At 42.3% G+C, this 15039-nt stretch carries 10 protein-coding genes and 1 pseudogene; 2 read left to right on the top strand and 9 right to left on the bottom strand.

Annotation, left to right across the window (positions count from 1 at the left end; genetic code table 11):
* Positions 1 to 189 (top strand): annotated as a pseudogene (locus AN393_RS05565) (MFS transporter); the annotation flags it as partial.
* 195 nt (positions 190 to 384) lie between these two features.
* Here AN393_RS05565 and AN393_RS05570 read toward each other — a convergent pair.
* The 7 genes from AN393_RS05570 to AN393_RS05600 form a co-directional block, all read right to left on the bottom strand.
* Entirely contained in the window at positions 385 to 1098 is a 714-nt protein-coding gene (locus tag AN393_RS05570) for a DUF1499 domain-containing protein (protein ID WP_055017560.1), read from the bottom strand.
* A gap of 158 nt (positions 1099 to 1256) precedes the next feature.
* Positions 1257 to 2597, bottom strand: coding sequence for a DUF1501 domain-containing protein (locus tag AN393_RS05575; protein ID WP_055016795.1), 1341 nt, complete (start codon positions 2595 to 2597; stop codon positions 1257 to 1259).
* Positions 2598 to 2606: 9 nt separating this feature from the next.
* On the bottom strand, positions 2607 to 4514 hold the full coding sequence (locus AN393_RS05580; protein WP_055017561.1) for a DUF1800 family protein: 1908 nt from the start codon (positions 4512 to 4514) through the stop codon (positions 2607 to 2609).
* Positions 4515 to 4624: 110 nt separating this feature from the next.
* Entirely contained in the window at positions 4625 to 5665 is a 1041-nt protein-coding gene (locus AN393_RS05585; RefSeq protein ID WP_082422677.1) for a sterol desaturase family protein, read from the bottom strand.
* Positions 5666 to 5675: 10 nt separating this feature from the next.
* Positions 5676 to 7910, bottom strand: coding sequence for a TonB-dependent receptor domain-containing protein (locus AN393_RS05590; protein WP_055017562.1), 2235 nt, complete (start codon positions 7908 to 7910; stop codon positions 5676 to 5678).
* Positions 7911 to 7918: 8 nt separating this feature from the next.
* Entirely contained in the window at positions 7919 to 9193 is a 1275-nt protein-coding gene (locus AN393_RS05595; RefSeq protein WP_082422678.1) for an imelysin family protein, read from the bottom strand.
* Between the two features lie 85 nt (positions 9194 to 9278).
* On the bottom strand, positions 9279 to 11009 hold the full coding sequence (locus AN393_RS05600; protein WP_055016799.1) for a DUF4856 domain-containing protein: 1731 nt from the start codon (positions 11007 to 11009) through the stop codon (positions 9279 to 9281).
* A gap of 560 nt (positions 11010 to 11569) precedes the next feature.
* Here AN393_RS05600 and AN393_RS05605 point away from each other — a divergent pair.
* Positions 11570 to 11785 (top strand): hypothetical protein, encoded by a 216-nt coding sequence (locus tag AN393_RS05605; RefSeq protein WP_055016800.1) that lies wholly within the window; start codon positions 11570 to 11572, stop codon positions 11783 to 11785.
* A 9-nt stretch (positions 11786 to 11794) separates the two neighbouring features.
* Here AN393_RS05605 and AN393_RS05610 read toward each other — a convergent pair whose 3' ends face one another.
* Both AN393_RS05610 and hrpB read right to left on the bottom strand, forming a co-directional pair.
* Positions 11795 to 12259, bottom strand: a complete 465-nt coding sequence (locus AN393_RS05610) for a nuclear transport factor 2 family protein (protein WP_055016801.1) — start codon at positions 12257 to 12259, stop codon at positions 11795 to 11797.
* Positions 12260 to 12347: 88 nt separating this feature from the next.
* On the bottom strand, positions 12348 to 14774 hold the full coding sequence (hrpB, locus tag AN393_RS05615; RefSeq protein WP_055017563.1) for an ATP-dependent helicase HrpB: 2427 nt from the start codon (positions 14772 to 14774) through the stop codon (positions 12348 to 12350).
* Between the last annotated feature and the right edge of the window lie 265 nt (positions 14775 to 15039).

Genomic DNA, 15039 nt, shown 5'->3' on the forward strand with positions numbered 1-15039 from the left:
TTAGTACAATGCGCATTTAACACCGCAAATGCTATTGGCCCTTGGGTTGGCGGGGCTGTTATTGCACAAGGTGCAGCACCTAATCAAACAGGATATGTGGCAGCTGCGCTGTTTTTAGGTGGCTTAGTAATGTGGTTTTTAAGCTACTTGCAACTTAATAAACAGCAGCCCACCGCCCAAGCTTGTTAAGCATATAAAAAGAGCGGCTAAAATTTAAGTCGTATACCTTTTCGCTTATTTCAGTGCTTTATTCTAAAAGCAATCCCATAAGGGCTGCCTCTCAAATAATAGCGGTATGCACTTTGATGTGTTTACACTAACGCTGTGAATCAACCCTGACCAAAAAAGCCCAACAAGGTTGGGCTTTTTTAACTTAAATGTCGGTTACTTATCCAGTAACGTATTTATCTCATCAATGAGTGAATGTATACGTTCAGCATTTTTTCCTAAATCACTTCGGCCCACGCGTGACTTACTGCGTATATCTACAAAGCGTTGGCTGCCTTCGTCATTGATACGCACAACTACATCATCTTTAAAACCAAACCATGTGGTAGTATCCGTTGCCTCTACAATACCCGTAGCCGCATTAACATTAACAAGCTCAAACCCTAAATTTTTAACCGCTTGTTCTGTAGCAGCTAATAAGTCTGTTTTTGATTGTGCATAATTTAGAGTTTTTAGCTCAGGGTAAGCCTTGCGTTGCTGCCTGGCTGTTTCTTCTCCTGCGTATTCAGCTGGGTTTTTAGCATCCGCTCGCAACGGTACAATTGCCACAAATTTTGGTGGATTAATTAAGTCGGTCGAAATATCATGGATCGCTGGTACGCTTTTAGCTTTACTCATCATGCTCAGTGGCATTGCAATCGCGATGGCTGCAAACACCACTGCCATTAAAGTGCTGCCTATGCTAAGCGTTTTACGCATAAAAATAACTTGTATAACAAGCAGCACTAATGCAGCGCCGCCCACATACACACCAAATCTAAAGCCTGCAAACGCAGTACTGAGCTCAACAACCCCATACTTATACAAAGGCCCAGGCAGTAAAACGAGTAAAAAAGCGATTAAACTTACTAAGCTCACTAAAATTTTCATTATTATGATTCCTTAATCATGTGTGATCTTTAATTTTAAGTATTTGAAACCATTACGTTATACTGCCTAACACGGGATTTAGATTACAATCAACAGCCAACGTCACTGATTATAGATACCAACTCGCTGTAAGCGCTGCAGTTAACATATCAGTATCTTTACACAAAAAAGTCCAAGGTTTCGCTATTAAAGTGACTTAAATTAGGAAAAATATCAACCAGCTCTGAAACAGGCACACCAAACCATTGCGCGAGCGTTGCAAAGTACTGCTCGTTAGCCACTTGCGGAATTAACCGCCCACCGCCGGTATCATATTCGCCCTCTAACTGCTGAGTAAGTAGCTCACCATAAATATTACGTCCTTTTACCGCACCACCCATTACTATTTGATTACCCGCCCAGCCATGATCAGTGCCATCTCCATTTGAGGTGAGCGTACGGCCAAAGTCCGACATAGTAAATGTGGTAACTTTATCATTCATGTTTAGCTCTTTCATGGCACTATTAAACTCGCTAAGCCCTTGAGCTAGCGTATTTAATAACGCTGGGTGTGCCGTAAGCTGATCATCGTGGGTATCAAATCCCCCCATAGAGACAAAAAACACTTGGCGCTGAGTACTTAACGACGACTGCACACTAATCGTTTTAGCCACCGCAGCTAACTGCTCACTCAAGCTAGTATCACTAAAAGAAGTAATTAGGTCAGGTGCTTGTTCTAGCGCACTGTTCATAGTTTGCGTATTGGTAATTGCACTATTTAAGCCATTAGCATATTCACGCCCAAGCACATGGCTTGCATTGCCTAACACACGATTCATTATATTAGTAACGTGGTCAGTACGCGGCTGATAACCACCAAAGGCGTTAATCGTACTTATACCACTTTTGTTAAGCGCAAAAGCACTGGTATTTGTGCCTGTTTGCCATAAGTTTGTGCCATCGAGAGAGATATTTGCCGCAAACTCGTCATGCACAGCTAACCGTTCGAGCATACGTGCGCCCCACCCACTGTTTAAAGAGGCTTTTTCTCGGCCGTACATCCATGAAGCTTGTTGATCGTTATGTGAAAACAAATGCTTAGGTAAAGGTACTGCGTTATTTTTATAGTCAGCTAATGTAGTGGGAGTAAGCAAAGTGCCTACGCCGCCAATAAAGGCTAAATCATCCGACTCAAACACACTCTGTAAAGGCGCAAGTGAAGGGTGGATCCCCACACCACCTGCAAATTGCGAACTAACACTTAGCGACAAAGGATTTTCTACTGCGAGGTTTTGCCGACTTTGCTCATATAAACTGCGCTGCTCTCCCTCTAGGGGGAGCAGCATATTAAGTGAGTCGTTTCCGCCGTATAAAAACACACACACTAGGGCTTTATAATCACCAAGTTCTATTGCATTAGTTGCGCCCGTTAGCGCCTGTAGCTGTAAACTGGTTAAAGCGGCTGCCGATACCCCGCCTTTTAAACATAATGATAAAAATTGCCTTCTATTAATGCTCATTATGCGCTCCTAATACTGCACGTTAAATTCTGGTGAAATAGCAATCATGTATAACAAGTACGAAACCCTTACACGGTACTGCTCCTCGTTAAAATAAGCATCTAAATCAAGCAAGGCTTGCTTAGTATCAGCGCTCATATTGCCGGCAAAATACAAGGTATTATATTGTTCTATCAGTGCATTAATGCCATTTTGCGCCAAGTAATCCATATCGCTTTGTACATAGACATAAATACCGGCTGGGTTTAAATCGGTATGCGCTTCAGCGGTACTCCAAACTAAACTTGCAAATAGAGCGTTCATTGTGCCTATTAAAGTCGCATCGTTAGCTATTTGTAATTCGGGGGCGACAAGCCCTTGGGAGCGCAAAGTCGCACTTTGGTAATCTGGTCTGAAAAAATTAAATACAGACGCTGACTGCATTGGGCCTTGTCCGTAGCTGTCAACCAGGTTCCACGTTTTATAATACCCTTGTAGTGACTTAGCATTAAGGTTTCGCCAAAACTGTACGGTTTTTAAAAGCGGTTCTTTAATTTTACCTTGATAGCTAAGTACGCTGCCAAAATGTCGCGCTTCATCATCTAAATAAATCGCTTTAACAACTGCGGCTAAATCGCCTCGTACACCGCTTCCATTGTCATTAAACACACGAGCAACGCGCTCTACATATTGCGCAGTCGGGTTTGAAGTAATTAACCGCTGAATAAGCTGCTTAGAAATAAATGGCGCTACATTATCGTGATTAAACAAATTATCGAGGGCTATTTTTAGCGACTCCTCCGGCCCATAGTCTTGAGGTATAACCTCACCATTCAACAGAACTTTTTCTTTGCTCGAATGGTACTCACTATAGGCTTGCATAGGGTTAATATAATCGCGACTTACGCGTTTAAAAATTTCACTGCCTGCAAATGTCCAGCCTGTAAATACACGCGCAAACCCTTGTATTTGCGCCTGCCCGTAAGTTGCTATGCTATTGCCGTTTGTATCTAGCTTAGCGCTGCCATCAAGGTTTAACTCATCAAGCCCTATAGTAAATAATTGCATGACCTCGCGGGCGTAGTTTTCATCTGGGCGAATATTAAGTGCTTCATCAGCTTTTTCGTTCCCTAAATGGCTTAGGTACGTGCCCATAATTGGCGAAAGCGTTACCTCTTCGAGTAACTCTCTAAAGTTGCCAAATGCATGTTTAAGTAATAAATCGTAGTAAGTAACCATGCCCTGTGGTTGCGCACGTAAATCGCTATTTTCATCCGATACAACTAATATTTCACTTAGTGCAAATGCAACGCGCTGACGCAGCTGATCGTCACTTTGTAGCACCGCTTTCCACCATGCATCTATACGGCTTATGTATTTAAAGTCTTCATCATCTTCAAGTGTGACAAGGTAGTCACGGTGGTAGCCAATTGGCAGTGCTATTTGGTTATCGAGCCATTGTTGCTCACTTAAACCCTGGGCATTATTTATTTCAGCAAGCGTTGGGCCCATACTGGCTTGGTGTAATAACCTAGCAGCACTGTGCATATCCATGCTGTTTTTAGCTACAAATGTAACGGCTTGAGTGCTTGTAGCCCCTTCGTTATCCGTGGCTGTTACACTAAATGAATATGTTATGGGCGCATAGCTTTGTGCAGCAGGTATTGTAAGGCGGGTACTTAACGCTTCTAGTGGCTCACTCAATAACGTTACGCCTGCAGTTTGTTGCCAAATCACACTGCTTATAGTGCCATCCTCATCGCTTGCTGTTGCAGTTAGCTCAATGGTTTGTCCTTTTTTTAATTCGCTAGGAATATTGGATACGGACAAGGTAGGTACTTTATTTGAATTAACGGTGGGCGTATCATCGCCGCCAGAACCACCACAGGCGCTGAGTAATAAGGCACTACTTGCCAATAAAACTGATTTGTAATACATGTTAAATCGTCATCGTAAATTTAAGAAGGTACGCGTGTATGTACCGAGTTTGATGCGATTATTGAAACACAAAATTTACAACTTAACCCTTTATTTTTTGTAACCGAGCGCTATTTAACTGTTTTATCGTTAATATTAACCTCAATGATGGGCTTTTTTTTGTTATAAATATTCACCTTATTAGCGGCTTTAGCCACACGCTGCCAAGGCGTTTGTAGGTTCTCGTAAATTGGCCGCCAATACGCATCTATTACACTGTTGTGGCCACGGTCTTTATTGCCTACGCCCACAGTAATTTTACCTACTTGATGCGCTTTTATTAGCGTGCCACAAGCTCTATCCCAAATGGCTAAAGCAGAGCCTAAGTTACGGTCAAAGTGCTTTGGGTTATCGCTGTGATGAATTTGATGCTGAGCTGGGCTAATAAACCAATTTTCTATTTTTTTACCAAAGCTCCACCATACATGAGAGTGGCGTAAATTAGCGCCTAACGCATTAAAGGCAAATACAAATACATTAGCGCCAAAAATATCTAGCATAGTTAAGTTTCGGCCAAAGCAATACACACAAACGCCCACCACAAAACCTTGCGCTAACGCCATTCGACACGCATATAAATAGCTTTCAAATGGGTGGCTGCGATAAATAGTCATTGGGGTGAGCACTAACGCACTATGATGCACTTTATGAAAATGCCACAAAAACGGCACCTTATGCAGTGCTAAATGTAATAAAAAGCGGGTTAAATCATCAAATATAAAAAGCAGTACAGTAAATATTACTAGCACCACAGTACTTGGCAGTTGCCATACCGCACGCTCCCCAAAAAGCCATTGCAAGGCATCGCTTACGCCAATCGCCACAGGTACCATAGTTAACACTATAGGCACCCATAGCGCGGCTTTGAGTAAACGATTTATAATTAACAATTGATAGTCAAGCTTGGCGCTTTTACTAAGCCAAATACGCTTACTAAATAAATAACGCCCCAGCCCTCGCCAAGTGCGCTTTTTTTGTTGGGTGCGGCCCGAGAAATACAGCAACATAGCAATAACTAACGCCGCAATGCTATAGCCAATAAATATGCGTTTATTGGCATCAAACAAATAATTAGGCGTTTGTAACAGTGTTTGCCATAAAGTCTCGAGCATTACTTACCTCTTAAAATTGGTATTTATAACCTACAGCAACACTGCGAGGCTTACCAGGACGTGCACCATACGGGCGACGACTAACAATATTATCTTGGTCAAACAGGTTATCTACCTTTGCGTAAATATGCCCATATTGATCAAGCTCGTAGCGTGCTGCAATATCAACAACCGTAGTTGATGGCACATCAACACCGGCTAATGGCATAGCAAAGTCGTTGCCTGTTGTATTGCCAATTTCGCCCGCTGAATAAGCAACACCCGCAGCCTCTGGCATATCTGAAGTGTATTTTATTAATACATCTACAGACCAATCGTTATGTGCAAGCCCTAAGCTAAGTGCAGCCTGGTGATTGGGCAAATACGGTAGGTGATCGCCTGGGCGTATGTGCCCCCACTGTGTAAACTCACTAAATAGCTCTTCTTTAAATTCGCTTTGCGTATAGGTATACGTTAAACGCACAGGAATATCGATACTTTCATTTAGTGAGAAGGTTTGTGCAAATTGAGACTCAAGGCCCCACACATCCACCTCACCACCGCTAAATTCACGGTCAAATTCGTTTGCAATTCCACAATTTGATTGTCCGCAGCTTTCAACTAAATTTGAGTAATCGTTAAAAAAGCTAACCACCTCAATTTGGCGATTACCATCGTTATAACGGCCACCAAATTCATAGTTTACGCTTTTTTCAAATTCATCATCCCCTTCACGCACTGGGCTCGATGGACTTGATGGCACAAAGCCTTGGTGTACACCAAATAATAACCCTGCGTTTTCAGATAACTGATAAAAACCACTTAAGCCAGGTAGCCAAATTCGGCTCGATTTATTTTGCCAATCGTTTTCTTGCCCCGGCGAATCATTCTGATACGACATATCCATTAACTCACCGCGCACGCCTACACCGAGTGTTAACTTATCGAACGTCACTTTGTCTTCGATATAAACAGACCATGCGTCGGTAGACTCCGTATTTTGCGTTGTAAATACACTTGTAGTATCTGTGCGGGTGTTAACCGCGTTAACCATAGCGTAGGTGTCTTCAAAGTGGTCACGCTCTATTTCATCTTGATGAAAGCGAACCCCAAATGAGAGAGAATGATCAAGCCCAAATGCCGCCACTTGCCAATCGCCATCAAACTGAATCCCCTGAGAGAAAAAGGCTCTGTCGTTAGTGCCCATGGTCAAAAACACATTGCTTTCGCCATTTTGAACCGAATCAGCTTGACCACTAATAACGCTATATTCACGTTCAAAACGCGTTGGGTCGGCCAAAATATCTGACAAACTGCCACTGCTGTTAGTAACTGAGTTAAGCTTTAACCAAGCACGCTCAAAGTCATTACGATACGCTCGGGTAGTCAGTGCAAAATTGTCAGTGCTCAACTGATGAGTAAACATAACTTGCGTATGCTTCGTGTCCATATTAGCAGGGCCACTAGCTGCATAACGACGGTATGGGTTTTGATTATAATCATCCTCTGTTAAACCAAGATAAGTCTCATTTGAAAGCTCATCTGAGTACGCTAATTTTAACTCAAAACGTTGCTTAAACTGCTCACCATCGAGTTTGTAATCTAATTTAACTAATAGGTCATCTTTTTCAAAGCCGGTGTCTTGAGCGCCATCAAGCTCTTTAAATCCGTCGCTTTCTAGGTGTACTCCTTCAACTAAAAAGCCAAACTGCCCTTCGCGGTTGCCATAATACGCGTGCGCTTTTTTATAACCATCAGACCCTGCTGATACATCAAGCATACCACTGGCATCATCTGGCACTTGGCGCGACACTAAATTAAGCGTACCAGCCACCGTTTGTGGGCCATAATGTATGGCAGCTGGGCCTTTAAATACCTCAACCGCAGTCATGCGTGTAGTTAGCGGAAAATAATAAGCCGCGGGAGCAGAATACGGCGCAGGGCCAATTAAAACACCATCTTCTAATATCGTGATTTTTTTACTACGCTCCGGGGTTACGCCCCTAAAACCAATATTAGGCCTTAGCCCAAAGCCATCTTCTTCACGTATATTTACGCCAGGAACCTGCGATAAAATACGGTGAATATCATCAAATTCAAATTGTTCAAGCTGCGCTTCACCAATCAAAGTGGCGGATCCCGCCTCGGTACGTAGCTTGTCATTGTGGCTAATAATTTGAATATGCTCTATGTCGCTTTGTTGCTCTGCAACTGCTTGGCAACTTACGGCCATAAGCAATGCAATTGTAAGTTTATTGTATTTCATTGTTGCCCTTAGTCGTTATCGCCTGCAGAAGTAGTAGGTAGCTCAAGTGCTAATTCATTGATAAAGTCATTTTTAAGTTCATCAGTAAGTACTTTCACCTCGCCATGCACATCACGTACTTGTTGCTCATTACTTATGAGTAAATCTGCTAACGAGCTATCAATTTGGCTAAGTGTAGTCTTTAGTGCTGCAATGCCTTCTATTAAGCGCGTTTTTGTTGCCTGTGCTTGCTCTGCATCTAAAAAGTCGTCAAAACCAGTGCCCGCCTCTGCGCCTTCTAAATTACCTATTATTAACGCTTCAAACGCGGTTAAATTGTTACGAATATTATCTAAAGAACTTTTTGCATCTAGGCTTTCTACATCTTCAGGGCACGCTGAGGTACCACACGAATTTGAAAAAATTCCAATTGGCTCTGCTAATTTTTTATCTTTTACGAGTGTATCGATGTAAAACAGCGCATCGCTAATATGGTTAAGTGCTTCATGAGTAGTGCTAAAGCGCGCACCGCTGTCTCCTGTATTTTTTAACTCATTCGCAAAACCGTTATCACCTTGCCAAGCTTGTAATAATTGTGCTGAGGAGTTTAAAACATCTTCACTTGCCACCACCGCAAACTCACATCGAGCCTGGCGACGCGCCAGATCAGTACGGTTATTCCAATCAGCCAACGCCTCGTTAGCAACAGTACAGTGATGATCTAATTGCTCGTTGAACAACACGTGCTGAAGTGCAAATAAACCCCTACGTGTTGCTGTTCTTTCGTTAATATCATACGGGCGATTTTGATCTTGGTTTATCACTCCGTCTTGGTTATACACCACATCTTGGTCTATCCCACAACGGCTAAACGTAGGCCAAGAGTATATTTGATTGCGCAATTGGCCTGAGTTATCAAGTAATGGCCCCATTTGCATCATTTCGGCTTGCTGCCAGCCCGCCATGGTATCAAGCCATGCTTGCTGTGCCTGAGTACGCAGTGCTATGGCCTCTTCAGAGCTTTCTTGAACGCTTTGCAATTCGGCTTGACAGTAATTGGCTACTGCTTGCGTTTGTAGTTGTGCTTGTTGATTAAACAAAACAAACGTAGGTGTTATTACATTGTCGACTAAGTTAGCAACCAGTTGTGCTTCATCAAACTCTGTCACCACAGGCGTCGTAGTTTGCCCGCTATCACCACCTTGAAAATCACTGCCCGTGCTACTTGAGCTACTTTCACCACAGCCACTAAGTGTTAAAACAGCTGCTGCAACTACGACCCCTTTTTTTGCATAATTGATCATTATTTCAACCCTAAAAACTTCGAAAATTAAACGGCAAAAGGCCAGCCCGTGGGCTGACCTTCCTTGGTGCTAAAACAGGTGGTAATTACCAGTTTTCAACGTTTTGTGCATCAAAGCCGTATACTTGCTGCATCAAATCACGCGCTTCAACTAACTGTGCTTTGTAGGCATCTGTTAACTGTGGCGCCTCACCTAGTAACGTATGTAGCTCGGCAAATTTACCTGCGTTATCGTCGCTGTAAAAAGGTGAAAATGGGTTAAATTGAAAATTCAGTGCAAAACCTTTCATTTCACTAAAGTGCTTAGCTAGGTTAGCAAAATCTTCAGCGCTTGCCTCTGTACCTTGCACTGTATCAATGTCAGCTAATGTATCGTTAATGTAATGAACAACAGTCGCTGCAATTGCATTTTCCCAATTAGCTACAGCAATATCGCGCTGTGCTAATAACTGCGTTTTTTGCTCATCAGTTAATGCGCTTGGTGCTGCATCGTTAATAATTTTACGACCCGCTATAAACGCCGTCATTGCTGCGCTGCTAAAGTCAGTCGCAACTGTTGCACCGTTATCACGTTTAGCGGCATTGACTGAATTACCCCAGTTGTACTCACTGGCTAAATCTATTTTTCCATCGCCATCAACATCTGCGTTTGCACTACCATCAGCAATAGCGTCGTCGCTAAACTCTAAGTAATGACGAGCTGCGCCAAAGTAACCAAAACCTTCATCATATTGATGCTCTAAAGTGCTGTAATTAGTGCCAGCGGCTGCTGCATCGGTGTTATCTTCTTCAAGCCCTTCGTCTAGGTAGTCATCTGTACCTTGCGAGAACATTAACGCACCTAATGTGTGTTTTTGAATAAGCTGATTTAAATCAAGGCCACTTGTTGTAATATAAGCTGCTGTAATGTCGTTACCATTTACATCTTCAGATTGTGTGCCGCTTGCTATTGCATCTACATTAGCTGCTAATAAATCAAAGTAATGAAAAATAAGGCCTTCAGGTGTTTTAGCTTGAGTACCAAAGTCACTCCACCCTTCAAATGTGCCTTCTGTTAGCCAGTCTTCTTCCATTTTTGTTGCGTCATTACCGGCAACTTTACCCGTTAACGATTTACCTGAACTTGAAATTTCAGCAAATGATTGCTGTAGCGTTGTGCTGCCATCAACAAACAAAAAGCTATTATCTTTTACGGCTTCGTAATCACTCCAATACGCCATTAGCTGCGCTTTTACAGCATCGCCTGTCAAGCCATTACTTTCGATGTAATCTACATCTAATAAACCTATGTAGGCTTTAATTTGCGCCGAAAGCGCATGGCGAGCCACTTGCCCTGTGTAACTTACAGCCGAATTGCTTGTATCGACTGTTGAAGCAAATTCGTAAACATTTACGCCATCTTGCGCTTCAATATCTGTTACAGATACGCTCAATGTTTGCGTAAAGCTTAACTCACCGGCATCGGTTGCGGTAACTGTTACATCTAGGGTTTCTACTTGCTCAGCATTAAGCGCTAATGCGCTTTTAAGCGTTAATTCATTGCTGTCGTTAATTTCAAAATACTGCTCATCATCAGCTAGCGTAAATACCATACCTGTTGCATCGTCATCGGTAGCACTTAAAGTACCGACAACTGCACCAACTACATCTTCTGTTACAGCTGATGTTGATAAGCTAATTGCAGTAGGTGCCGAATTAGTCACTGTTGGTGTGGTCGGTGTTTCATCGCTATCGTTGGAGCTTGAGCCACCACACGCAGTTAAACCCAAAGTTGCAGTAATTACTGCACTAGCAAGGAGAGATTTACGCAAATTCATGTTGAATCCTAATATTGTATGTGAATCATTCTTATTTGTAATAGCGACTATTCTAATTACAAATAACTAACAATCAACCTAAATGTTTAGTTTTTGTTTAAATTTTTAAATAGTTTTATTTTTTAGAACAAAAACCTTATTTTAAAGTCACTATTTAATAAGGTGATTCAATACGTTAAATATTAAGTAATGGGTCAATCATCCACATCTATCAAGTGTATTAAAAACTTTACTTACAATAGCTTAATATTTTAACTTGGCGCTTTAGGTAGGTAATTTAGTGAAAAAGTTATTAATGTGTAAATTCAATACTAGGATTATGCAGAAATAAAGATGTTTTAACTTTTTAGATAAAAAGCTGGGTCAACAATTATTATTTACTTCAATAGCGAGCCACTTATAGCGGTTGTGGGTAAATTTTTGCTTTACATACTGTGTTACGGGCTTATATCAGCCTATTGATTAAAGGTATACTAAAGACCATGAGAGGTGGTAATGCATTAAATGTGTAACTTTACTACTCACTTTTAGCTAAGCCATATAATGACAGAGCCTTTTTTATGAAAACAGACATTCGCTACCGTTTTGAATCCTCGCAAGTTGCCAACCGTTTTGTGCATGTACTAAAAGATTGGCCCGTAAACCAAGTTAAAACACGCTTATTTAATGGTGGCGACAGTGTAAAAGTTACTTACGAGTATGATGAAAGCGGGTTTGATTACACCTCTGCAGAGCTTGATGACTTAGCAGAGCAACACGGCGGCAAAGAGGTTTAACCAAAAAAGTTATTCGTGGTATTTGCGGATCATCGCCACTTTACCATTCTCAACCTCTATTACTTCCATCATTACTGATGTGTACTCTATTGGCTGTTTGCTTTGTGGGTGAATACCTTTAGCGTGGTTTTTATAACGAATCGCAAAGCCGCTATTGTTAAATATAAAGGTATTGAGTAACTCACTTTTATAGTGGGTATGCGCGCCTAAATAAAAACTCATCCCTTTGCGCATTTGTTTTTTACCATCAGCAGTGCGAGAGTCATCTATTTGATAAGGTATATGCTGGCTGCCTACATCGTCTGTTAATAAAGCAAGGTAGGTTTCAAGCTCTTTAGCTCCTGCATTAGGGGTTTGCGTGGCGGTCATGGTTTTGTAGTAATGCTGCGCAAATGTTTTTAAATCAAATGACTCTTCAGCTCCGGCTGTAAAGCTAGCAACCAATACCAAACCTAATGTTAAAAGTAACCTCATTGACTATTCCCTGTAGCTAAATATATTTTATAGGTACATTACCTTAGAACGTTCAATAATCAAACAAATAACATTATGTAACTAACACCTACATTTTGCTTTTCACTCTATTAGTTGCCACGCTGTTGGCTGGGTCGTCTGGCCAAAAATGCTTGGGGTAACGCCCTTTCATTTCTTTTTGTACATCGCGATAACTGGTAGCCCAAAAGTGCGCAAGATCTTGCGTAAGCTGTAAAGAACGCTTACCCGGCGATAGTAACTCCATAAGCAGTGGCAGCTTGCCATTAGCAAGCACTGGCGTACTGGTTAAGCCATACACTTCTTGCATGCGCACGCTTAACTTTGCAGGGCCATCTAGTTGGTAATTAATTTTTATATTTGAGCCACTCGGTACCGTTAACCTAAGCGGTAACAGTGTTTTTAGGGCTGTTTGCTGAGTCCAGTCAAAACAATTTTGCAGTGCTTCAAAGTAGTTAAACTTTTTAAGCTGATCGAGTGTTTTTATGTCCTGTAAGTACACGCCCAACCAATCGTCAGCTGTTTCGATAAGTTGCTGCTCGCTTATTGCCGGGAACGTATCGGGCATAAACTGACTGGCTAAACTCATGCGTATTAATAATTGTTGTGCATCGGGTTGTTCATTAAATAATGCAAAGCCGTGTTTAGTAAATAAATTAAGCCACGCTTTAGCGCGCTCTGTTTTATCAAGCTTTTGCTTACTTGGTTGGCTTGTAAGCGTAATGGCACCGAGTTTTACTTCGTCTTGGTGGATAAAGCGCGCGGTTTTTTCATCAAACTCACAGCGGGTAAGCGTAGTAAATAAGTGCGGTAAATAATCTTGTAGCTCAAATGGGCTAAGCGCAGTGGCTGCAAAAATACGCGTGCCTTTATGGCCGCCCATGCTAGCAATAGCCAGGTAGTCATCGTTATGCCAGTAATCGGTGTTTAAATCAGCGCCCGCTCCATTTGCAAGTAAGTAACCATTGCCACGTTTTTTTGCAATGCGGTCGGGGTAAGCTAATGCCACCAGCAAGCCTAAATACTCGGTGTTTAGCTCGCTGTTACTGTCGGTTACTTTTAAGCGGCTTTGCCAGTATTTTAACTGCTGTTTAAATACTGGGTGTGGCCTTTGCTGCTGGCTATGTAGCGCTAAACTTAGCTCGTTGGCGCTGCTTATTCGGCTTTCAAGCAGCGCCACTAAATAAATTGCTAAGCGATAAATACCTGGGAGTTCTGCCTCAAGCGCCTGCGCTTTTAAAAGCATATGCGCTAAGCGAATTTCCGCCCCAAAACCCAGCATGTTGCTGCCCAACTTGGTTAGCTTACCTTTGGCGTCGATGGCTTCAAGCATAGTTAGTAAGCTCATTGCTTGTGTGCATTGCTGCGCTGTTGGCATATCTAGCAAGGTGAGTTCGCTAATATTTGCGCCCCACTGCTTTGCTTCAAGCATAAGTTGGCTTATGTCTGATGTGAGTATTTCGGGGCTATCGTGGCTATTGCGTCGCTCAAAGGTTTGCTTTGAGCCAAGCCTGTAAACCACACCGGGTTCTATTCGCCCTGCACGCCCTGCTCGCTGCACGGCAGAGGAGCGCGATATACTTTGTGTTGTAAGCTCAGTTACACCCGTTTTTAAGTTAAACGTTGCAGCGCGGCGTTTACCACTATCAATAACAATGCGAATGCCTTCAATGGTTAAGCTGGTTTCGGCTACATTGGTGGTAAGCACTATTTTGCGCATTCCCTCAGGTGCAGGAGCAATCGCCGCTTGCTGATTGGCTTTATCTTGCTCACCAAATAACGTGGCAACTAGGCAGTTACCTGGCAAATCATTAAGCGCTTGCTGCACACGTAATATTTCAAATTGCCCAGGTAAAAACACCAGCGCACTGCCGCTTTGCTCGTTTAGTGCTTGTTTTATTAAAGCGGGAATAGCATCAAGCCAACGGCTTTCATCTTTTATGGGTATGTATACTTCGTCTATGGGGTAACTACGCCCACTTGATTGAATAACTGGGCAATCAAAAAATTGCGTATAGCGCTCTGCATCAAGGGTTGCCGACATAAGCAGTATGGTTAAATCGTCACGCAGTGCACTTTGGGTCTCTAAAGCAAAGGCCAGTGAGGTATCGGCTGCAATTGAACGCTCATGAAACTCATCAAAAATCAGTAAATCAATGTCGCTAAGTTCTGGGTCGTTTTGTAGCATGCGGGTCAGCATGCCCTCGGTGACTATTTCAAGGCGCGTATTACTACTTACTTTACTCTCACCACGTACTCGCAAGCCAACACTCTGCCCCACATTTTCGTTTTGGCACTGTGCTAGGTAATTGGCAATATTACGTGCAGCTAAGCGGCGCGGCTCAAGCATTACAATATGTTTAAAATGGCCGTCGCGCATAAGCTGTAGCGGCAGCCAGGTTGATTTACCTGCACCAGGCGGTGCTTGTAATAACGTTATAGGGTTACTTTGTAATGTAGTTAGAAGTTGTTGATATATGTTTTGAACCGGCAGCACTGCTATTTATCCAAAATTGCTTTGTATGCATTGTAACAAAAACCAAAAATAAACGCGCCGCTAAAGCTGTGTGGTTATAAAGGGCACCATAATCAGAAATAATTACAAACCACTCTGTACATTTTTTAAGAACATGCGCGCTATATTAATTGCTACTGCGCCAATAAAACATAACAGCATGATTATAAATACAAAATTTAAATTTAATTTATTGGTACACGCCTTGCTCCTTTTATAGTGAACGTTAATTAAATCTAAGTAAGGA

The sequence above is a fragment of the Pseudoalteromonas sp. P1-25 genome (genome assembly GCF_001401805.1).
GTDB lineage: Bacteria > Pseudomonadota > Gammaproteobacteria > Enterobacterales > Alteromonadaceae > Pseudoalteromonas.

What these genes read in the sequence shown, in the direction of transcription:
- AN393_RS05570 (WP_055017560.1), bottom strand. Translation starts at nt 1,098, where the DNA reads ATGAAAATTTTAGTGAGCTTAGTAAGTTTAATCGCTTTTTTACTCGTT.
- AN393_RS05575 (WP_055016795.1), bottom strand. Translation starts at nt 2,597, where the DNA reads ATGAGCATTAATAGAAGGCAATTTTTATCATTATGTTTAAAAGGCGGG.
- AN393_RS05580 (WP_055017561.1), bottom strand. Translation starts at nt 4,514, where the DNA reads ATGTATTACAAATCAGTTTTATTGGCAAGTAGTGCCTTATTACTCAGC.
- AN393_RS05585 (WP_082422677.1), bottom strand. Translation starts at nt 5,665, where the DNA reads ATGCTCGAGACTTTATGGCAAACACTGTTACAAACGCCTAATTATTTG.
- AN393_RS05590 (WP_055017562.1), bottom strand. Translation starts at nt 7,910, where the DNA reads ATGAAATACAATAAACTTACAATTGCATTGCTTATGGCCGTAAGTTGC.
- AN393_RS05595 (WP_082422678.1), bottom strand. Translation starts at nt 9,193, where the DNA reads ATGATCAATTATGCAAAAAAAGGGGTCGTAGTTGCAGCAGCTGTTTTA.
- AN393_RS05600 (WP_055016799.1), bottom strand. Translation starts at nt 11,009, where the DNA reads ATGAATTTGCGTAAATCTCTCCTTGCTAGTGCAGTAATTACTGCAACT.
- AN393_RS05605 (WP_055016800.1), top strand. Translation starts at nt 11,570, where the DNA reads ATGAAAACAGACATTCGCTACCGTTTTGAATCCTCGCAAGTTGCCAAC.
- AN393_RS05610 (WP_055016801.1), bottom strand. Translation starts at nt 12,259, where the DNA reads ATGAGGTTACTTTTAACATTAGGTTTGGTATTGGTTGCTAGCTTTACA.